Annotated in this window: 22 protein-coding genes; 5 read left to right on the top strand and 17 right to left on the bottom strand. The window is 62.2% G+C overall.

The annotated features are described in order from the left end of the window. Positions 1-94: 94 nt before the first annotated feature. Complete coding sequence (locus tag NOV72_RS04455) at positions 95-1,180, bottom strand: linear amide C-N hydrolase (protein WP_106853400.1); 1,086 nt, start codon at positions 1,178-1,180, stop codon at positions 95-97. A 267-nt stretch (positions 1,181-1,447) separates the two neighbouring features. Here NOV72_RS04455 and NOV72_RS04450 point away from each other — a divergent pair, with 267 nt between their 5' ends. Further along, the gene (locus NOV72_RS04450; protein ID WP_106853399.1) at positions 1,448-2,524 is read left to right on the top strand and encodes an HAD family hydrolase; all 1,077 of its coding nucleotides are present in this window, start codon (positions 1,448-1,450) and stop codon (positions 2,522-2,524) included. 125 nt (positions 2,525-2,649) lie between these two features. Here NOV72_RS04450 and NOV72_RS04445 read toward each other — a convergent pair whose 3' ends face one another. From NOV72_RS04445 to NOV72_RS04375, 15 genes are all read right to left on the bottom strand, one after another. Beyond that, positions 2,650-3,021: a GFA family protein gene (locus NOV72_RS04445; RefSeq protein ID WP_106853398.1), complete on the bottom strand. Its 372-nt coding sequence runs from the start codon at positions 3,019-3,021 to the stop codon at positions 2,650-2,652. A gap of 29 nt (positions 3,022-3,050) precedes the next feature. Continuing rightward, entirely contained in the window at positions 3,051-3,443 is a 393-nt protein-coding gene (locus NOV72_RS04440) for a tautomerase family protein (RefSeq protein WP_106853397.1), read from the bottom strand. A 106-nt stretch (positions 3,444-3,549) separates the two neighbouring features. Beyond that, the gene (locus NOV72_RS04435; protein ID WP_106853396.1) at positions 3,550-4,716 is read right to left on the bottom strand and encodes an ABC transporter permease; all 1,167 of its coding nucleotides are present in this window, start codon (positions 4,714-4,716) and stop codon (positions 3,550-3,552) included. A gap of 9 nt (positions 4,717-4,725) precedes the next feature. Next, the gene (locus NOV72_RS04430) at positions 4,726-5,880 is read right to left on the bottom strand and encodes an ABC transporter permease (RefSeq protein WP_106853395.1); all 1,155 of its coding nucleotides are present in this window, start codon (positions 5,878-5,880) and stop codon (positions 4,726-4,728) included. Positions 5,881-5,886: 6 nt separating this feature from the next. Beyond that, complete coding sequence (locus NOV72_RS04425) at positions 5,887-6,579, bottom strand: ABC transporter ATP-binding protein (RefSeq protein ID WP_106853394.1); 693 nt, start codon at positions 6,577-6,579, stop codon at positions 5,887-5,889. Position 6,580: 1 nt separating this feature from the next. After that, positions 6,581-7,735, bottom strand: coding sequence for an efflux RND transporter periplasmic adaptor subunit (locus NOV72_RS04420; RefSeq protein ID WP_245932896.1), 1,155 nt, complete (start codon positions 7,733-7,735; stop codon positions 6,581-6,583). Positions 7,736-7,915: 180 nt separating this feature from the next. Continuing rightward, entirely contained in the window at positions 7,916-8,797 is an 882-nt protein-coding gene (locus tag NOV72_RS04415) for an isocitrate lyase/PEP mutase family protein (RefSeq protein ID WP_106853392.1), read from the bottom strand. A 16-nt stretch (positions 8,798-8,813) separates the two neighbouring features. Further along, positions 8,814-9,431, bottom strand: a complete 618-nt coding sequence (leuD, locus tag NOV72_RS04410; RefSeq protein WP_106853391.1) for a 3-isopropylmalate dehydratase small subunit — start codon at positions 9,429-9,431, stop codon at positions 8,814-8,816. Next, positions 9,428-10,831 carry a 3-isopropylmalate dehydratase large subunit gene (leuC, locus tag NOV72_RS04405; protein WP_106853390.1) on the bottom strand — a complete coding sequence of 468 codons (1,404 nt, stop codon included), beginning with the start codon at positions 10,829-10,831 and terminating at the stop codon, positions 9,428-9,430. Before leuC ends, leuD begins: the two co-directional genes overlap by 4 nt. A gap of 2 nt (positions 10,832-10,833) precedes the next feature. After that, positions 10,834-11,610, bottom strand: a complete 777-nt coding sequence (locus tag NOV72_RS04400; RefSeq protein ID WP_106853389.1) for an ABC transporter permease — start codon at positions 11,608-11,610, stop codon at positions 10,834-10,836. Then, positions 11,607-12,365 (bottom strand): ABC transporter permease, encoded by a 759-nt coding sequence (locus NOV72_RS04395; RefSeq protein WP_106853388.1) that lies wholly within the window; start codon positions 12,363-12,365, stop codon positions 11,607-11,609. Before NOV72_RS04395 ends, NOV72_RS04400 begins: the two co-directional genes overlap by 4 nt. Continuing rightward, complete coding sequence (locus tag NOV72_RS04390; protein WP_106853387.1) at positions 12,362-13,222, bottom strand: ABC transporter ATP-binding protein; 861 nt, start codon at positions 13,220-13,222, stop codon at positions 12,362-12,364. Before NOV72_RS04390 ends, NOV72_RS04395 begins: the two co-directional genes overlap by 4 nt. Positions 13,223-13,229: 7 nt before the next feature. Next, a complete protein-coding gene (locus NOV72_RS04385) occupies positions 13,230-14,180 on the bottom strand; it encodes an ABC transporter substrate-binding protein (RefSeq protein WP_245932895.1) in 951 nt (316 codons plus the stop codon). A 248-nt stretch (positions 14,181-14,428) separates the two neighbouring features. Then, the gene (locus NOV72_RS04380; protein WP_106853386.1) at positions 14,429-15,160 is read right to left on the bottom strand and encodes a GntR family transcriptional regulator; all 732 of its coding nucleotides are present in this window, start codon (positions 15,158-15,160) and stop codon (positions 14,429-14,431) included. Positions 15,161-15,209: 49 nt separating this feature from the next. After that, the gene (locus NOV72_RS04375) at positions 15,210-16,085 is read right to left on the bottom strand and encodes a LysR family transcriptional regulator (RefSeq protein WP_106853683.1); all 876 of its coding nucleotides are present in this window, start codon (positions 16,083-16,085) and stop codon (positions 15,210-15,212) included. A gap of 122 nt (positions 16,086-16,207) precedes the next feature. Between NOV72_RS04375 and NOV72_RS04370 the strand changes: the two genes are divergently transcribed. Next, positions 16,208-17,008 (top strand): glutaredoxin domain-containing protein, encoded by an 801-nt coding sequence (locus NOV72_RS04370; protein WP_245932894.1) that lies wholly within the window; start codon positions 16,208-16,210, stop codon positions 17,006-17,008. Between the two features lie 165 nt (positions 17,009-17,173). Then, the gene (locus tag NOV72_RS04365; protein WP_245932893.1) at positions 17,174-17,869 is read left to right on the top strand and encodes a GntR family transcriptional regulator; all 696 of its coding nucleotides are present in this window, start codon (positions 17,174-17,176) and stop codon (positions 17,867-17,869) included. Between the two features lie 11 nt (positions 17,870-17,880). On the opposite strand, the gene NOV72_RS04360 is transcribed toward NOV72_RS04365, so the two are convergent. Then, positions 17,881-18,108: a hypothetical protein gene (locus tag NOV72_RS04360; RefSeq protein ID WP_245932892.1), complete on the bottom strand. Its 228-nt coding sequence runs from the start codon at positions 18,106-18,108 to the stop codon at positions 17,881-17,883. A 210-nt stretch (positions 18,109-18,318) separates the two neighbouring features. On the opposite strand from NOV72_RS04360, the gene NOV72_RS04355 reads away from it, so the two are divergent. Next, positions 18,319-19,587 (top strand): LysR family transcriptional regulator, encoded by a 1,269-nt coding sequence (locus tag NOV72_RS04355; protein ID WP_106853385.1) that lies wholly within the window; start codon positions 18,319-18,321, stop codon positions 19,585-19,587. A 141-nt stretch (positions 19,588-19,728) separates the two neighbouring features. Beyond that, positions 19,729-20,394 carry an O-methyltransferase gene (locus NOV72_RS04350; RefSeq protein WP_106853384.1) on the top strand — a complete coding sequence of 222 codons (666 nt, stop codon included), beginning with the start codon at positions 19,729-19,731 and terminating at the stop codon, positions 20,392-20,394. Positions 20,395-20,483 lie beyond the last annotated feature (89 nt).

Below are 20,483 nucleotides of genomic sequence, written 5' to 3'. Positions count from 1 at the left end.
TCACCGGGGGCAAAAGGACACTATTTTACCTGTGCGAGCGAAATCGACGCCTCGTTTCTTGTCGAACCGATGCAATGCGGCTGCGAACGCCGCGTCAGGGCGCCTTGGCGGGCATGAACGCAAACGGCTGCGTGGCGACGAAACTTCCCGCTGCCTCGCCCGAGAAAACCTGTCCCGCATCGATCGTCAGCTTCATCACCGGTGCGCCGGGATTCAGGTTGAGCTTTTTCAGCGAGACCCAGAACGTATCGGGGCGCGTCGCGGAATCGAAGTAATAGACCAGGTTCTGCTGATCGGACACGGTGCGCCATATCGTCGATGAAAGATTGGGCTGCTCGGGCGTGCTGATGCCGAGCGGCACGCTCACCGCGCGCATCACGCTCATTACGCTGGCCACGGCCTGAAACGCGTACGACTTCTGCGGCACGCCGGCCATGTAGTTCGGATCGGCTTGCTTTGGAATAGCATCGAGAAGAAAGGATGCGCGCACGAAGCGGTCCGCCGCGCGATTCGTGCCGGGCAGAAAGCCCAGCCCGCCGACGCTCTTCCAGTACGTATCGATGGCGAGCTGTTCATCGTAGACCGGCGAGTTGGTCATCACCTTGTACTTCTTGCTTTGATGGATGATGAGCTTGCCGTTGATGTATTCGAAGATCGCCGAATCGCCGCGCGCGTCCGACAGCGACAGATGAATGGTCAGCGGCTTGCCGTTGGGCAGCGGCGGCGCGATGATCTGGAACGGCTCGCGAGAAAGCACATAGACCGCCTGCCCGACGGTCGCGAAGTTATCGAGCGCATACTGTGCCCATAGACTGATGGACATCGGATCGCGCTTCGGGTCCGGCTTGCCGTAATCGGTTTCCGCGAGATAAAGCGCATTCGCGACGAGCCCGCGCTCGTTCATGCCATCGACCGTGCCGATTTCATAGCCCGATACCACCACGCTGCCATACTTCGATTTCCATTTGATCGATCGCGGTCCGGCATTGCCATCGCGCTCGATGCCCGCGGGCATCACCCAGAGGTTCGAGCGCATGTCCTCGGACCAGTCCATCGAACGGCCCGTTATCACAAGGCCTTTATCGCCGACATACAATGCGCGCGTGCAGGCGAGCGCGAGCGACGTGGAAAGCAATGCGAGCGCGACGAGGCATGCGATCTTTCGAGTCAGACGGGTCATGGCCGTGTTCCCTCTGTCGTTGGTCGAAGCTTTGACAGCTTGCGCTGGCGACAAGTTACTGGACCGAAGCCCTTTCGTCAAAGCATCGCGCCGCTGCGTTTTTCGACATGACGTGCGCCTTGAAGGGCCGTATCCGCAATCTGAGCATTGTTTCGCACAGCTTCGCGAGGCCGCTCAAAAAAAGATTGAATTAGCTTATGCGTTCGTATATTGGTGGGATCGAATAGGGACATTGCGAAAATGGAAAGAACCTGCGGAATTGGACGCATGGCACGATATCGATCGATACGACAGCGCGTTGATCATCTGCTCGCGCTCGCGGCGATGCTGCTTGCCGCGCTCGTCGTCGCCGGATGTGCGAACCCGGGCGACAGCGCGAGCGTTGCGCCCGTGCAGAGCGCGCAGACGCAGCCCGCTGTGGCCGCCATCCTGCCGTCATGGCGCGAAGGCACCGCGCGCGAGGCGATCATCAAGTTCGTCGACGACGTGACGCGAGAAGGCTCACCCACCTTCTTGCCGCCCGCCGAGCGCATCGCGGTGTTCGACAACGACGGAACATTGTGGTCCGAGCAGCCGCTCTATTTCCAGTTCGTGTTCATGCTCGATCAGGTGAAGGCGGCCGCGCCGAAGCATCCCGAGTGGCGCAACAATCCGGCGTTTCGCGCGCTCGCCGCGCGTGATCCGGCGGCGCTCGTGGGACAGCAGAAAGAAGTGCTGAAGCTCATCGCGATAGCGAACAGCGGCATGACCGTCGATGACTACGACCATGCGATCCGCGCATGGCTCGCCACGGCGCGGCATCCGAAATTCCAGCGGCCTTATACCGAGCTCGTCTATCAGCCGCAGCTCGAACTGCTTGCGTATCTGCGTGCGAACGGCTTCAGGACGTACATCGTGTCGGGTGGAACGATCGAATTCATGCGCGTGTTCGCCGAACGCGTGTACGGCGTTCCGCCCGAACAGGTGATCGGTTCGAGCCAGGTCGTGAAGTACGAAATGCGCGATGGCAAGCCCGCGCTCGTACGCGAACCGAAGATCGATTTCGTCGATGACGGTCCGGGCAAGCCCGTCGGCATCTATCGCAACATCGGGCGCAGGCCGGTGCTCGCGTTCGGCAACTCGGACGGCGACCTGCAGATGCTCCAGTACACCGCGGCGCAAGCCGGGCCGCATCTCGCACTCATCGTGCATCACGATGACGCGACGCGCGAGTACGCTTACGACCGGCAATCGAAGATCGGCAAGCTCGATAAAGCGTGGGACGAAGCACGCGCGAAAGGCTGGATCGTCGTGAGCATGAAGGATGACTGGAACACGATCTATCCGCCGGACGGGAAGCAGTAACGGTTTATGTCCGCGGATAGGCTCGCATCGCAAAGCGCGGCCTTGTTTATTGCATGCGTTATGCAGAATGCCAGCGACCTGCCTACGCGGCGTTCCCCGCGCCCTTCACTCACGCGGCCGCACCGCTAGGTATTTCCGACGACAGAACTGCTCGCCCCATTCTTCACGGGCGCGTCGATCGAATAGGCATCCACGCCGTCGATGCAGCCGACGTTCACGCGCCATTCGTCGGGATTCGAGCGCGTCTGATGGAACGTGTAAATTCCACAGCGCTTGCAGAAATAATGCTTCGCAACCCGCGTGTTGAACTGATAAAGCGTGAGTTCGCTTTCGCCTGACAGGATGCGCAGTTTGTCCACGGTGAACGGCGCCGACATCACCGCGCCGCGCCGCCGGCACAGGCTGCAATCGCAGCGCACGGCCGGTTCGACCGGCGTCTGAACTTCGAACGTCACCGCGCCGCAATGGCACGCGCCTTTCAGAGTCGTCGGGTTCATCGTGGGTTTGTCTCCTTTACGGTTTTCCTTCAGGCCGCGTCCTCCACGTACTGCGCGAGTCCGCGCCCGAACGACCAGTCTTCGCGGCGATTCGGCGCGAGCACGATCAGCACGTCCTCGGGCCGCAAGCCGGGCGATGTCGCGAGTTTCGCCGCCAGCGTTTTGTAGAACGTTTTCTTGGTCGCCGTGTCGCGCCAGTCGCTCGCGGTGATGTGGATGAACACGAGGTCGTCGCTGCGTTCGACGCCGAGATATCCGGGATCGTAGATGAAGTCGTCGCGCTCGTGTTCCTGAATCAACTGGAAACGGTCGTCGGCGGGCACCTTGAACGCTTCGACGAGCGCTTCGTGAACGCTGTTCGAGATTGCGCGGATATGGTCGCGCGGCTTGCCTTTCACGAGCGAGATTCTGACGAGTGGCATTTTGAATTCTCCTTCCGGATCGGGAGCAATGAATGCACCTACTCTACGCCGCGCTATCGTCGCTGAAAATTCAATAGTTCTGCATCGACCGTTCGGGGAAACCGAATCATCGCGCGCGCAACGCGTCGACGATGTTCATCCGCGAAGCCCGCAACGCCGGCAGAAAGCCGCCGATCAATCCCATGACGAGCGAGAAGCCGAGCGTCCTTGCGATGACGGAAGGCGTCAGGATGAATCGAAACGACAAGTCCGCGAAGGTCTGGAAATTGGTCGTCGAGAACGAAGCGAACTGCATCAGAGCCGCGCAGCAGAGTCCCGCGATACCGCCGACCAGCCCGAGCAGCAGCGCTTCGAGCAGGAACGCGCCGAGCACGTCGAAGCGCTTGAACCCGAGCGCCCGCAACGTCCCGATCTCCGCGACGCGATTCGCCACCGACGCGTACATCGTGATCATCGCGCCGATCATCGCGGCGATCGAAAAGATGACCGATAGCGTGAAGCCGAGGATATTGATGAACGTCGAGAGCGCCTTCGACTGATCGCCGTAGAAGACCTGCTCGCGCTTCGCTTCGTCGGCGAGACGCGGATCCACGTCGATATCGGCCTTGAAGCGATCGAACGCATCGCTGCGCGCGAGCCGCACGACCATCGACGAAAAGCTCGTGCGCCTGAACGATTGCATCAACTGATCGACATCGCCCCAGATTTCCGAATCGAAGCCGCTGCCGCCCGCATCGAAATGACCGACGACGGTCCAGTCGCGCTGCGCGAAACGCAGGTGATCGCCGATGCGCGTACCGCCGAATCCCTTCGCGATGCTGCTCCCGACGATAATCTCCGACGACCCGCGCCTGAACATGCGCCCCGCCGTGAGCTTCACTTGCGGACGCAGTTGCACGCCCATCGGCGAGACGCCGCGAATCACGACGTTCGCGGGCGTGTTCGTGCCGAGCTTGGTGAGCGAGATCAGCACGACGGTTTCCTTCGAGGCGAGCGGCTCGCCGTCGCCGTTCATCGCGACCGCGGGATGCATCTCCATGACGTTCGCCTGATTGCGGTCGATCGCGCTCTGTATCTCCGTTTCCGCGCCCTTGCGGATCACGACGACGTTGTCCGCTTCGCCCGTCGAGACGAGCGTCTTTTTGAGGCCGGCGTCGAGCATCAGCACGGTCGCGAACACGAACACGACGAGCGCGAGACCGCCCGCGGTCAGCATCGTCGTGAGACGGCGCGCCCAGAGATTGCGCGCGACGTAGGAAACGGGAATGGCCATTGCGCGTCCTCAGCCGATCGCCCGCAGGCCTTCGACGATGCGCACGCGGCTCGCCTGCACCGCCGGCACGATCGCCGCCGCCATCGCCACGGCAAACGCGCACGCGGCCTGCAACAGCATGGTCTCGTGCGACACCATGAAGACCGGGAACACGCCGCCCGTCGCGTGCTTGAAGACCTCGGCCATTGGCGGCGTGGCCAGAATGCCGATGCCGCCGCCGATCGCGCAAATCGCCATCGATTCGCCGAACACGAGCATCGACAGGAAACCCGGCCCGAAGCCGAGCGCCTTCAGCGTCGCGTATTCGGTGATGCGCTCGCGCGCGCTCATTGCCATGGCATTGGCCATCACGGCCATGATGATCAGGATGACTACATAAGACACGACGCGTATCGCCGCGATGATCTGATTGGACATCGCGACGAAGCCGAGCTGAAACGCCTGCTCCGTTTCGGTGAGCGTTTCCGCGAGCGAGTTCTTGAAGACATTGTCGATGTTGCGCGAAACGACGGCGGCGTCGTCCGGGTCCTTGATGCCGACCACATACACGCCGACCTGATCCACGTTGCGCTTGGTCGTCTTGCGGATCGTCTCGTTCAGGTAGTCGTAGTGAAAGATCAGTTGCCGCGTGATGGTCGATTCATCGCGTCCTTCCATGATGCCGCGCACGACGAAGTCCCACGTGCCCGGATAGATCGTGCCCTTGAGCGGAATGACGTCGCCGACCTTGAAGCCGTATTGATCCGCGAGTTGCCTGCCGATGAGCGCGCCCTTGCGATCGCGCTGATAATCGGCGCGTTGCTGTTCCGGAACGATGAACTCCGGATAGAGATCGAGATAGTTGTCCGACACGGCGAACTGCGCGAAAAAGTTCTTCGGATCGCGATAAACGCCGCCGAACCAGTTCGAGCGCGCGACGAGCGTCACGCCGTCTACGCCACGGATGCGGTTCTCGTACGCGAGCGGCAACGGAAACACGAGCGAGATCGCATTGCGCGTGACGAGCCGCGCGTTCGACGCCGCCGCCGCGCCCGCATACCAGGCATCGACGACGGTATGCAGCAGGCCGTAGGCGAGCACGGCGATCGTGAGGCCGAGCACCGTCAGCGTGGTGCGCAGCTTGTGACGCAGCGCGTTGCGCAGGATCAGCTTGAGCACGAACATGATCGTTTAAGGTCGGGTTCCATCGATCAATTCGCCCTTCTCCAGATGCACGAGCGCCTTCGCCGCGCCCGCCGCGTGAGCATCGTGCGTCACCATGATGATGGTCTTGCCGAGCTTGTCGTTGAGGCGTTGCAGCATCGCGAGGACATCGGCGGCGGAGTTGCGGTCGAGATCGCCAGTTGGCTCGTCGGCGACGATCAGCTTCGGGTCCGTGATCAGCGCCCGCGCAATCGCGACGCGCTGCTGCTGCCCGCCCGACAGTTCCGACGGATAGTGGCTCATGCGGTCGGCCATGTTGACCATGTCGAGCACCATCGCGACGCGCTCGCGCCGTTCGTGGCGCGTGAGGCGCGTGAGCATCAGCGGCAATTCGACATTCTCGAAGGCGGACAGCACCGGCATCAGGTTATAGAACTGGAAGATAAAGCCGACGTTCGCCGCGCGCCAGTCCGCGAGCGCGGCTTCGGGCAGGCGCGTGATATCGAGTCCGCCGACGAGCAGCTCGCCGCTATCCGGCCGGTCGATGCCCGCGATCAGGTTGAGCAGCGTGCTCTTGCCCGAACCCGAAGGCCCCATCAGCGCGACGAAATTCCCTTCGGCGATGGATAGCGTGATGTCGGTCAGCACCGGCACCGTCTGCACGCCGCGCCGATACGACTTGACGACGTGGCTGATCTGAACGAGAGGCGTCGTGCTCACGCTATTTCTTCGCCAGCGTGACTTTCGCGCCGTCCGCGAGCTTGTCGCCGGGCGCGAGGACGAGCACGTCACCGGGCTTCACGCCCTGCACGGCCAGCAGATCGCCGATGCGCTCGCCCGTCGTCACGGGCACTTCGCGCGCGGTGTCGTGCTCGACGGCGAAGACCACCTTCTTGCCGTCGCGCGTGACGACAGCCGCCGGCTGCACGGCGACGACCGCCTTCTTCTCCTCGGGCGGCACGGGCTTCGACAGGAACGCGACTTTCGCGGACATGTCGGGCAGCACGCGCGCGTCGCGCTCGACGAAACGCACTTTCACGAGCACGGTGGCTTTGGAGCGATCGACCGTCGGCACGATGCGCGACACGCGGCCCGCGAAGCGCACGTCGGGCAGCGCATCCAACTGGATCTCGCACGGCTGCTCGACGGCGATGCGCGAGATGTTCGACTCGGCGACATCGGCTTCGACTTCGAGCGTCTTCATGTCGGCGATGGTGACGACCGCGCCCTTGCTGTCCGACGCCGACGAGAACGGCGTGATGTTGTCGCCGACGTTCGCGTGCTTCTCCAGCACGACGCCGTCGAAGGGCGCGCGGATCACGGTCTGATCGACGGCCACTTGCGCGGCCTGCGCGTTGGCTTGCGCGGACGAGATCGCGGCTTCGTCGCTGTTGATGGAAGCCTTCGCCTTGTCGTAGCGGGCGAGCGCGGCGTCGTACTGCGTCGCCGGAATCGCGCCTTGCGGGGCGAGGATCTTGTAGCGTTTGAGGTCGACTTCCGCGTTCTTCAACTCGGCGCGCTGAAGCTCCAGATTGGCCCGCGCGACCTTCACCTGCGCTTGCGCCTGCGCGAGCGACGCGGCCACGTCATTGCTTTCGAGCCGCGCGATGATCTGCCCTTCCTTCACCGGCGTACCTTCGAGCACGCCGAGCCATTCGACGCGCCCTTGCCCCTTCGACGCCACCGCCGCCTTGCGCTGCGGCACGACATAGCCGGTGGCGTTCAACATCGTATAACTTTGCGACGGGTAGACGGACGTGACAGTGGCGGTCTCCACTGCCTGCGGGCCAGCGAAACGAAATGCCACGGCGACGAGCGCAAGCAGGATCGCCGCGATGACCGCATAACGAAGCCAGTTGCGCCGGCGCCGCGGCATCGCGGCGGACGGTCCCCGGTCGATTTTGAGTTTTTCTAGGTTGTGTTCAGCCAATTTATGGACTTGCGCCGCGAGAGAGTCCCGCGGATCGGGATGCGGTGGAAGGATAGTCAGTATAGCGCCGACACTCGCGCGCTTACGAAGTCGTTACTTGACCACCGACAACCGCGAACACGCCCGCTACTTCGGCTGCACGCTGGCGAAGCGCTTTTCGACATCGACCGCCTTATCGAGCCCGACGAAGCGGTTGTACTCTTCGAAAGGCGTCAGACGATCGGCGATGGCATCGGTCGAACCTTCGCGCATGAACACGTCGAGCATGTCCTTCACGGCCTTGTGCATCGCGAGCATCGGCTCGATGGGGCTCAACGTGTAATCGAAGCCTATTTCGTAGGCCTCTTTCATCGACACGTATGGACTCTTTCCGGTACGTGCCTGATTGAAGAGGATCGGCTTGCCGAGCGGCTTCAAACGGCGCGTGAGTTCGCGCATGTGCTCGATGCTTTCGGGTGCGTCGGCATAGAGACCGTCGGCGCCCGCTTGCGCATAGGCTTCGAGTCGCGCGATGGCGTCGTCGATGCCGGTGACCGCGATCGCATCCGTGCGCGCCACGATGAAAAAATCCGGATCGCGCCGCGCTTCGATCATCGCGCGCAGCTTCAGCACCATCTCTTCCTTCGACACGAGCTGCTTGCCCGCGTAGTGCCCGCACTTCTTCGGCAGCGCCTGATCTTCCAGATGCAGCACGGAGGCGCCCGCTTCTTCCCAGAGACGCATCGTGCGCTGCACGTCGAGAATGCCGCCGTAGCCCGTATCGGCATCGGCGAAGATCGGCACCGACGTCACGCGGCATATGCGGCGAATATGCTCGAACATCTCCGTCTGCGACAGCACGCCGACATCGGGCTGCCCCGCGACGACGCCCGACGCGACGAAGCCCGATACATAGATGGACTTCGCACCGGCCTGCTCGGCGAGCATCGCGGTGATGGCGTCATGCGCGCCCATGCAAACGAAAGGGCCTTCCTTGAACAACTCGCGAAAGCGTGCGGAACGGGTCAAGATGAATCTCCGGAAGTCAGGCAAGATAAGCCCAGCCGCGCGCCTTGCGATCGTCGGCGCGAAACCGCGCGATCTGTTCGCTCATGCGCCGCGTCTGGTCGATTTCATCCAGTCCTTCGAGCAGCGCCTCGCGCGGCGCTTCGCCGAACTCGAAACGAATGGGATCGATTCCTGGCGCGCGTATTTCGAGCGCGCGCAAATCGACTTCCACGTTTGCCCCATCACGCGAAGCCGTCGCAATACGCTCGATGATTTTTGCGTCGAGCCGCACTGCCAGCAAGCCATTTTGCAGGCAGTTGTTGTAGAAGATATCGCCGAACGATGGCGCGATCACACAGCGAATGCCCGCTTCTTCGAGCGCCCACACGGCCATTTCGCGCGAGCTTCCGCAACCGAAGTTCTTGCCGCCGAGCATCGTGCATGCGCCACTAAATACCGGCTGATTCAGCACGAAATCATCGCGCGCGCCGCTTTCCGGTCCATTGCCGCGATAGCGCAATGTCTCCAGCAAATAAGGTCCGAGTTGACCGCGCTTCAGTTGCGAAATACGTTCGATACGAATGATGAGATCCGTATCGACGTTATCGCGCAAGAGGGGCGCGGCCGGACCGATGATCGTCGTGACGGCTTTCATCGCGATGCTCCCTGCGGCGCGGCAATATGCCCTGCGATCGCACTGGCCGCCGCGACGGCGGGACTCGCGAGATGCGTGCGCGCACCCGGCCCTTGTCTGCCGATGAAATTGCGATTCGACGTCGATACGCACCGCTCGCCGCGCCCGACGACGTCCCCGTTCGCGCCGACGCACATCGAGCAGCCCGGCTCGCGCCATTCGAAGCCCGCCGCGCGAAAGATCTCGACCAGCCCCTCTTCTTGCGCCTGACGCGCGACCGTGAGCGAACCCGGCACGACCCACGCTTTCACATTGCGCGCAACGTGACGACCATCGACGACGCGCGCGGCCATGCGCAAATCTTCGATGCGGCTGTTCGTGCACGAGCCGATGAACACGCGATCCACGGCGAGTTCGTCGAGATGTTGTCCCGCATGAACGCCCATGTAGTCGATTGCGTCTTGCGCGGCCTGGCGACGCGAATCGTCCTCGAGTGCCGCAGGGTCGGGGATCGTTTCATCGAGCGCGATCACATGTTCGGGACTCGTGCCCCACGTGACCTGCACGCGTATCGCGGAGGCATCGACGATCACTTCGCGATCGAAGTGCGCGCCTTGATCGGTCGCGAGCGCCTTCCAGTCTGCGAGCGCCGCGTCGAATTGCGCGCCTTGCGGTGCGTACGGTTTATCGCGCAAATACACGAAAGTCGTTTCGTCGGGCGCGACGAGTCCGAACTTCGCGCCCAGCTCGATGCTCAGGTTGCACAGCGTGAGGCGCCCTTCCATCGACAGGTCTTCGATTGCGTCGCCCGCATATTCCACGGCATACCCGGTGCCGCCCGCCGCGCCGATCTTGCCGATCACATACAGGATCATGTCCTTCGCGCTCACGCCTTCGCGCACGCGGCCTTCGAACCGCACGCGCATCGTCTTCGGCCGCTTCTGGCGAATCGTTTGCGTGGCGAGCACATGCACCACTTCCGTCGAGCCGATGCCGAAAGCGAGCGCGCCCATTGCGCCGTGCGTGCAGGTGTGACTGTCCGCGCATACGATCGACGTGCCCGGCAGCGACAGCCCAAGCTCCGGCCCGATCACATGCACGATGCCTTGCCGGCCATCGTTGCCGATGTCGAAGATGGGAATGGCATGCTGTGCCATTTGTGCGCGCATCGCGTCGATCATCTCGGTGCTCCAGTCGGCATCGCCCGCGCTGCGTCCCGGCATCGTCGAGATCACATGATCCAGCGTTGCGAATGTCAGCGCGGGACTATCCACGTTCAAGCCGCGCCTTTGAAGCACACGAACGGCTTCGACGCCGGTCAACTCGTGCATCAGATGACGGTCCACCTGAAGAAGATCGATGCCGCCCGCGAGATGCGCGATCGCGTGACTGTCCCACAGCTTGTCGAAGAGCGTTTTCATGATCAGTCGCTATGCGTGAGATGACGTTGCCAGGCGAGAAACAGCATGTTGACGAGCGTCGCGAACACGAAGAGCATCAGCGCGAGCGCCATGATCGTGCTCGTTTCGTTGCGGTTCATCGCGATCATCAGCATGCGTCCGATGCCGCTCTGCGATGCGAACATCTCGCCGATCAAGGTGCCAAGCAGCGTTAACGAAAAGCCTATGCGCAAGCCCGACACCACTTCCGGCACGCACGCGGGCAGCAGCACATGACGCGCGAAATCGCCGGGGCTCATGCGATACGTCCTTGCGGCGCGCGCGTAGATCGGCGGCATGTTGCGCACCGCGTTCATCGTGAAGAGCGTGATGGGCACGATGCCGTGCATCACGCCGAAGACGATCTTCGCCCACAACCCGAGGCCGCACGCGAGCAGCACGACGGGATAGAGCGTGACCTTCGGAATCGAATAGAAGCCCATCATCAGCGGCTCCATGACGTCGCCGGCCATGCGGCGCGCGCCGAGCAGCAAGCCGAGGCATACGCCCGCGACGGCGGATATCGCGAACGCCGATGCGAACGCGAGCGACGTCACGTAAAGACTCGCCGGAAAATCCGCATCGCTCACGATATGCACCGCGCGCTGCACGGTATGCGCGGGCGTGGTCAGCACATCGGGGCCGAGCGCTTCGCTGAGAATCTGCCACAGCGCGACGAGCACGACGATCAGCACGAGCGCATCGGTCCAGCGCTGCGCGTGTCGCGTCCTCGTACCATGCGTGATGACGACGGTGCTCATGCCGCCTCCCTTCTGATGCGCCGGTAAAGGCGTCTTTCGGCGTGGCGCAGCAGGCCGTTGATCGTCGTGACGAAGACCAGCATCAGGACCATGAGGCCGTACATCGTCGGGTTGTCGAATGCGTTGTAGGCGAACGCGATCTGATAGCCGAAGCCCGATCCAGACAACACGAACTCGCCCGCGACGACCGCGATGAACGCATACACCACTGTCAATTTGATGCCGGTGAACACGAACGGCAGGCTCGCGGGCAACGTAATCAAACGAATTTCATCGAGCGTGTTCAGACGGCATACGCGCGCCGTGCGCAGCAGTACACGCGGCACGCGTTCGAGACCATTGAGCGTGTTCACGGCCATCGCCACCACCGCGAACAGAAAGCCGATGCCGATGAGCGGCCATCGATTCAATCCGAAGATCACGATGAGAATAGGATAGAGCACGAACACGGGCACCGCATAATACGAGAGCAGCAAGGGATCGAGCACACGGCGCAGCCGCGGCAACCGGAAGAGCAGCACGCCGCCGATGAAGCCGACGATCACGGCGAGCGCCACGGCCGCGAGCGCGCTGCCGAGCGTCTGCACGATATCGACGGTGAATTGCCCTGACGTGAGAATGTCCCACGCGCTGACCGCCATGCGCGAAGGCGGAATGAACGAAACGGGATTGATCCACGCCAGGCGCGTGGCGATTTCCAGCAATGCGATCAACCCGACGACGAGTCCGATGCGCCAGCGCGCCGCCTCGTTCACGGCTTGCTCCCGAGCGCTTTCAACGCTTCGTCGCGCAACAGGCCCCATACTTGCGCCGTGAGTTCGCCGAAGCGCGGATCGAGCGCGATCTTGCTGTCGCGCAAGCGCGGCCAGCCGGTTTCGATCGTCGCGATGAAGCGCCCCGGACACGCCGACATCACGCCGATGCGATCCGACAGCAGCACGGCTTCATCGATCGAATGGGTGATGAGCATCACGGTCGCGCCGGTGTCGCGCCACAGCTTCAGCGTTTCATCGCCCATCAAGAGACGCGTTTGCTGATCGAGTGCGCCGAAGGGTTCGTCGAGCAGCATGAGGCGCGGACGCACGACCATCGCGCGCGCAATGCACACACGCTGACGCATGCCGCCCGAAAGCTGCGCCGGATACGCGCGTGCAAACGACTTCAGCCCCATGAACGACAACGCATGATCGACGCGCTCGCGCACTTCGTTTTCCGCCACGCCCGCGCGACGAGCGGCGAACGCGGCGTTGTCGAATACGTTGAGCCACGGAAAGCTCGCATCTTCCTGAAACACGACCGCGACGCCGTCAGGCACTTCGTGGCCCACCGCCTGCCCTTCGAACTCGACCGTGCCGCCGCTCGCGGGATTCAGTCCTGCGAGCACGTCGAGCAAGGTGGACTTGCCGCATCCCGAAGGGCCCACGACTGAAAAGAACTCGCCTGCGCGCAAGTCGAGACTCACGGGCCCGAGCGCATGAAACGGCGGCTTGCCGGCCGTGCCGGGATAGATGCGCGTGACATCGGTGAGACGCGCCTGCACGCGCTCCGCATCTTGCGCGGCGGGATCGCGCGATACGACCGATATCTTCGTGCGACGTGACAACACGCTCATCGCGGCCTCACTTCTTCGTTTGCAGATCGGCGGGAAGGAGCGATTCGTTGACGATCTTCGACCAGTCGAACGGGCCTTCGGGAATCGCCTTCACGAGTATCAATCCCTTCAGCACTTCGTCCATGCTCTTGCGATCGAAACTGCCTTCGCTCCAGTACTTCGGATCGGCGTCCAGCACGTTGTTCAGTGCGGAAGACGCGACCGCCGGGTCCATCTTGTACTGCTTCGCGAGGATTTGCGCGGACTCGTCGCGATGCGCGGCCATGTATTGCACCGCCTTGCGCCGCGCCTTGATGATGCCCTTGATCACTTCGGGATGGGTCTTCAGGTAATCGGTGCGCACGATGCCGACAGTCTGCGTTTCATTCGGCACGATATCGGTCGAACGAAACGCGATGCGCAACTGATCCTTCTTCGCGCTATACGAAGGCTCGGTCATGTAGGCCACATCGACCGCACCCTGTTGCAATGATGTGAGCATGCCGCTCGAACTTCCGACCGGCTTGCGCTGCACTTGTCCCGTCAATCCGGCGCGATCGAGCGCGATCGTGACGATGGTATCGGTCGTCGACTTCGGACTGCTGTAGCCGATCGTCTTGCCTTTCATCTGCTGGATACCGGTGATCGTGCCGTTCTTCTGCTCGACCCAGACGAGATCGGCGAGGCTCTGCACCCCGCCGTGCACGATGGTCAGATCGACGCCCTGCTTCACTGCCGAGATCGCCGCAGGGAGTGCGACTTCGCCGTAGGGAATCTCGGACGCCATCGCGTTGCGCACCGTAGTGCCGCCGCCTTCAGACGTGATGAAGCCCGTCACGTCCACGCCCTCTTCCTTGAAGAAGCCCTTTTCCATGGCGACCGCGAAGGGCACGCCGTACATGCCGTCGCCCCAGTGCGTGACGGTGAGCGGCGCGGCGCGAACGCTGGTGCCGCCAACGCAAGCGGCCGCGAGAGACATGAAACAGGCACCGCGCGCGATTCTCGCGATCTTTGCAAGCGCAAACATGTAAGGGTCTCCATCCATGATCGGCGGGTTTTTACGGACCTGCTCTGGACGTTGCTATCTGCTAAAGCGCTGCGCACGAATGGCATCGCTTGCACGGTCTTATCGAATAACCGTGCAAGTTAATGTATGCATTAAATCGGTGAAAGTCCAGATTGGTCGAGGGCGTACATACCCTCGTCGGAGCGGGCACATCGCTTGTTTCAGGCTTGCTGAATGCCGTATTGCTGCAGCACGGCCGTCTGGTCGCGCCAGCCGCGCTCGCGATGAGCGCGATAAAGATCGCTTGCTTTCGCTGCATCGCCGCAGCGCATTGCATCGATGATGTCGTAATGCTCCTGTATCGACTTCGACGGCTGCGGATGCGCCTTCACCATCTGCGTGAAGCGTCTTACGCGATGCACCTGATCGCGGCAATTCATGACGATGCCATGAAGCCGCGCATTGCCGCTCAACGCAATGAGCGTCTCATGAAAGACCTCGTCCGCCGCGGCCCACGCAAACATGTCGCCACGTTCGAGCGCGAGCGTCATCGTCTCGCATGCCTGAACGAGCGGCGCGAGCTCCACATCTTTTCTTGTCGCGACGATGCCCGCCGCCGTCGATTCCAGGCTGATGAGCACTTCATAGATGTGTTTGATATCGGAGATGGACGTCGGCACGATATGGATGCCGTGGCGCGGCACGATCTGCACGAGACCTTCGCCTTGCAGACGCAGCGCCGCTTCGCGGATCGGCGTGCGGCTGAAGCCGAGCATCAGCCCCAGTTCTTGTTCGAGCAGATACGAGCCCGGCGTCAGCTCGCTTTCGATGATCCTTCGGCGTAGTTCGCGATAGGCGAGTTCGGTCGTGTTGCGTCTCGCAGGCTTCGCGCTTTCGGCGGCTTTGTCGTTCGATAAGACCTTCGGCGTGGCGATGATGCGAGACGCGGCCATGCTTGAACTCCTGATGGAATCTCCGTCCTGCGCCGATGGTAACACCGCGTCAAACGTCGGTGAGATGCGCGACGAGCTTGCGGCACGCCTCGAGCAACGCATCGAGAGAACGCACGCCGATGAGCAGTTCGCGCGCGGCCCATGCATCGGTCAATGCGACGACAGCGAGCGCGTGTTGCTTCGCCACTGCCTCGGGCATCACGCCGAGCCCCAATCCCGCTTCGATCATCAGACATTGCGCGTCATAGCTCGACACCTGAATGCGCACGCGCACCGAGCGTCCGAGTTCGTTCGCCGCACGCGTGAGGCACTGGCTGATCGCGGTATCGGCGGGTAATGCGACGAACTCTTCATCGAGCGCGTCGGCGAATGCGAGCGATTGCACTCGCGCCAGTGCATGTTCCGGCGGTGCCGCGAGCACGAGGTTATCGGTGCGATAAGGCATCGCGTGAATCGCATAACCATGAGGAACGGAAGTGAAAACGCCGATATCCGCGGCATTGTCGGCGACTGCGCGCACCACTTGCGCGCTCGGCTTTTCTTCGAGCACGATGCGCACGTTCGGATGACGCGCCGCAAACGATTGAATATCGCGCGGCAGGAACTGAACGATCGACGAGATGTTCGCCGCAATGCGCACGATGCCGCTCGTGCCGCTTGCGAAGTCGCGCATCTGGATTGCGATATCGTCGAATTGATGCAATGCACGATGCGCGAGCGCCGCGAGCCGTTCGCCCGCTTCGGTCGGCTCGACGCCTTTATTCGTGCGGCGCAATAGCGGCACGCCGAACAGGGTTTCGATCTCGCTGATGCGTCTGCTCACCGCCGCCGCCGCGATGTGTTCGCGCTGCGCGGCTGCGGCGATCGTGCCTGCATCGACGACGGTGAGAAACAGTCTCAGCGAAAGCGGATCGATAGGCTGCATGGACGCGGCCTCGCTTGTTGGACACGTCCGCAGTGTACTGAAAGAACGCTTGCCATCGCAGACGACGATGACGGCATGACGAAGCATCGCTTTGCCATGCACGGCAGCGCGCGGAAAATGCCTTGAATCAGGCACTCGCGAAAGGAACCGTCATGCAGGAAGCCATCGCCGCAACCCGGATCCGCGTGTTCTGGCAACCGGGATGTTCGTCGTGCCTGCGCACGAAGGAGTTTCTCACGCGTCAGGGCATCGAGTTCGAATCCATCGATGTGCACAACGATCCCGAAGGCCTCGCCGCGCTCACGGCGCTCGGTGCGCGCAGCGTGCCCGTGGTCGCGTTGGGATCGAAGTACACGCTATGCCAGTCGATCAACGACGTGATCCGCTTTCTCGATCTCAAGACCACGCCGACTCCGCCCTTGCCACCCGCCGAACTCGTCAGCAAGCTCGCGCATGTGCTCGAATCGAATGCGCGTTACACGCGGCAATTCGGCGCCGATTACTTTCGCACGCCATTTCGCAATCGAAATCGCACGCCAGCCGGTTTGACATTCCATGTGTTTCGCGTGGCTGAAATGGGCGTTCAGGCCGCGCATCAAATCGAACTGCGCTTCGAAGGCTTCGACGATCAGCCGCCCGGCGAATGGCAAGCGGAAGATATCGCGCGCTGGGGCGAAAGCGTCCGGGAGAAGCTGCTCGACTGGTGGAAGCATGAATCCGACCGCTCGCTCTCGTATGACGTGCCGACGTATTACGGCCGCCGCTCGATGCATGAAGTGCTCGAACGCACCGCCTGGCATAGCGCGCAACACACGCGACAAGTCATGCTGATGCTGGAAAGCGAGGGCGCGACGATCGATCGTCCCTTGACGGCGGATGACCTCGCGGGCTTGCCGCTGCCCGAAGAAGTCTGGGATAAGTAATCGATCCTCTCCCGATCGCGCGGCTCCTTTCCGCCATGCGCTAACGTATACGTTGAGCGATACGCCGACATTCTTTTCATATAATGTGTGCATTCCGTCCACCGGCATGTGGCCCGGTGGATATATCGTCCGTGCATCGACGGCAACGTTTTCGGAATGCCCATCATGGCTTCAGCCCGAACCGCCGACGCGATCAGCAAACCGCGCGAGAAATCGACCGACACGGTCTATCTCGCGCTGCGCGACAAGATTCTCAGCAACGCACTGCGCCCCGGCACGCAGATGCTCGAACAGGAACTTGTACAGTTGTTCGGCGTGAGCCGTACGCCGGTGCGCGAAGCGCTCATCCGTCTGCAGAACGAGCATCTCGTGCAGATCATTCCGCGGCACGGCGTGCGTGTGCGCAATGTGTCGATGGCGGATATCGAAGAAGTCTTTCAGGTGCAGACGAGTCTGGAAGCGACCGCAGCCGCGACAGTCGCCGCGCGCAAGCCCGGCGCAAGAGAACTGAAAGTGCTCGAAAAAGCGTGCACGGATATGGATCGCGCGTTCGCGAAGCATGATCGCGAAGCATGGTCGGCTGCGCGAGAAGCGTTCTATGCGCGGCTCGTCGAAATGAGCGATAACCCGCGACTCACGCAGATCGTCGGCGAATGCTCGGATCAGGTGCGCCGCGTGCGCGAATTGACGCTGCGGCTCATCGATCCCGACGAATCGCAAGCACGCGACCTGCATGCGATCGTCGAGGCATTGCGGCAAGGCGATGCGTCGTCGGCGCAAGCTTTATGTCGCGAGAATCGTGCACGCAATCTTCAGACGCAAATCGACGCACTGCGACGCTTCAGGATTCTCGACGTCTGATTCGCACGGAATCAGGCGTGATGCGCGAGCAAGTCCGCATCACGCAAACTGATCACGCGCGCCTGCCAGTTGAAGCGTCCCGGCTCTCTCACACCGAGCACGATGAGATCCGCGTCGAGGCAAGCGCCGTCTTCGGGCAGCGTACGCGTTTGCCAGTCCGCTTCGATACCCGCGCGCGCAAGCATCTTCTCGCTGGTGCGGCGAATCACGAGCGCGGGCTGATTCCCCAGCCCGCCCATTACGGCACCGACTCCATCACATTCAGCACGGTCAAACGCGCATTGCTTTCACGCGTGCGCGCGATAGCAATCGACAGCGCGGCTTCGCTCTCCTGTCGTTTCACTCATGACGTCATGATCGGCGTGGACAATTAGCGGAAACGGAGCGCGTGCTTCAGAAGGCGTTACGATGCGATAAATCAAACTGATGGCATCAAATTCCTTTCGCTCATGGACAATCGCGAACTGCTCAACCTCGCGTACTTGCGCGCGTTCCGTCTCGTTGCGCAGACGGGCAGCGCCACGCGCGCCGCCGCCGCGCTATTCCGTGCGCAATCGGCCGTCACGCGTTCGCTGCAGGAACTCGAAGCGGCGGTCGGCGAAACCTTGCTGGAGCGCCGTCCGTCAGGCATGTTGCCCACTCCCGCAGGGCGCGCCGTGCTGTTGCGGTGTCAGCGCATCTTCGCGGAACTGGAAGAACTGGCGCAATGGTGCGCGACGCGGCAATCGCGCCGCCGAACCGCTACGGGCGGCACGCTTCCCGCCTTTCTGCTCAACACGCGGCGGCTGCAATTGTTCTCGGCGCTCGCGCGGCATCGTCATATGCCGAGCGCGGCGCAGACTTTGGGCCTCAGTCAGCCGGCCGTCAGCAGCGCGATCCGCATCATGGAAACGGGCGCGGGCATGCAGCTCTTCTATCGCAGTCCGCGCGGACTGCTGCTCACGAGCGAAGGCGAAACCTTCGTTCTGCACGTGCGCCGCGCGCTGAACGAACTACGCCACATTCCCGATGATCTCGCGGCCTTGCAGGGCACGATTCAGGGTTATGTGACGGTCGGCGCGCTGCCGCTCGGCCGAACGCTGATCCTGCCGGGTGCGATCGCACGCGTGGCCGCGCAGTATCCGGGCGTGCGCATCGTGACCGACGAAAGCGCCTATGAAACGCTCGTGGCGGGCCTGCGCGCGGGCGATATCGATTTCGTGCTCGGCGCACTGCGTCAGAACGATGCGTCGAGCGGTCTCGTCAACGAGCGCATGATGTCGGAGGATATCGTCGTCCTCGCGCGTCGCGGGCATCCGCTCGCAAATGAAAGCGGTCTGACGCTCAAGAATCTGATCGCCGCGCAATGGATCTTGCCGCGCAGTCAGGCGCCCGCGCGCGGCATGTTCGAGGCGCAATTCAGGCGCGCGAAGCTGAAGCCGCCGATGCCGACCGTCGAGACAGCCGACCTCGCGGTCATTCGCGGTCTCCTGATGCACACGGATATGCTCGCCGCCGTTTCCGCGCAGCAATTGCACTACGAATGCGAATCGGGCCAGCTCGTGGTGATGGACATTCCTCTGCAAAACACGCGGCGTGAAATCGGACTTACGATGCGCGCGGGCGGCACGCCGTCGCCGGCGGCACGTGCATTGATCGATGCGATCCGATTGACGGTCGATCAACTCGGGCATGAACTGCGCCGCGATTCGACGGGCATCGTCAAGACGCTCGCGTGATACATCGCGAACATGTCAACTCGATTGCAATCGGTTTGCGAGGTTATCTAAATCGTTTATCGCGCTAACGCGCTTTGTCTGCGCGGGCATTCGTGTTGTATGGTGTCGTTAGCGCGATCACCGCAACGAACGGGAGATGCAATGGACGAGCAGCAATGGATTGCGATGGACGAATACCTCTGCGACCGAACGCAAACGCCCGACGAAGCGCTCGAAGCGGCGCTGAAGTCCAGCGCGGAAGCGGGACTGCCCGCGATCGCCGTGGCCCCGAATCAGGGCAAGCTGCTTCAGATGCTCGCTCGTTTGCGCGGCGCGCGCCGCATTCTCGAACTCGGCACGCTCGGCGGATACAGCACGATCTGGCTCGCGCGAGCCTTGCCCGAGGATGGCACGCTGCTTACGCTCGAAGCCGTCGAACATCATGCGAGTGTGGCGCGCAAGAATATCGAACGCGCGGGTTTGTCGAGCGTCGTGTCGATCATCGTGGGCGATGCCGTCGATACGCTCGAAGCGTTCGTTCGCGATAGCATTCCGCCTTTCGATTTCATCTTTCTCGATGCCGACAAGCAAAGTTATCCCGCCTATCTGCGCCTCGTGCTGCGTCTGAGCCGGCCGGGAACCGTGATCGTCGCGGACAACGTGATTCGCGAGGGCCGCGTTGCGGACGCCCAAAGCCGCGACCCGGACGTGATCGGCGTGCGAGCGTTTCTGGATATGCTGGCGAAGGACGCGAATGTTTCTACCACGGCCATTCAGACGGTCGGCAGCAAGGGCTGGGACGGATTCTCGTTTTCGATCGTGTCATAAAAACTAAAAATTTCGAGGGCGGTTGTGGAATAAAACGCTCGTCCGGAAGGTTAGCGCATCGAGAGCCCTGAAAATTCGATGCACCATCA

Origin of the sequence: Caballeronia novacaledonica (genome assembly GCF_900258035.1) — a bacterium.
Taxonomy (GTDB): Bacteria; Pseudomonadota; Gammaproteobacteria; order Burkholderiales; family Burkholderiaceae; genus Caballeronia; species Caballeronia novacaledonica.
The sequence above is the reverse complement of the archived record's forward strand: the minus strand, read 5'-3'. Positions and strand labels throughout refer to the sequence as shown.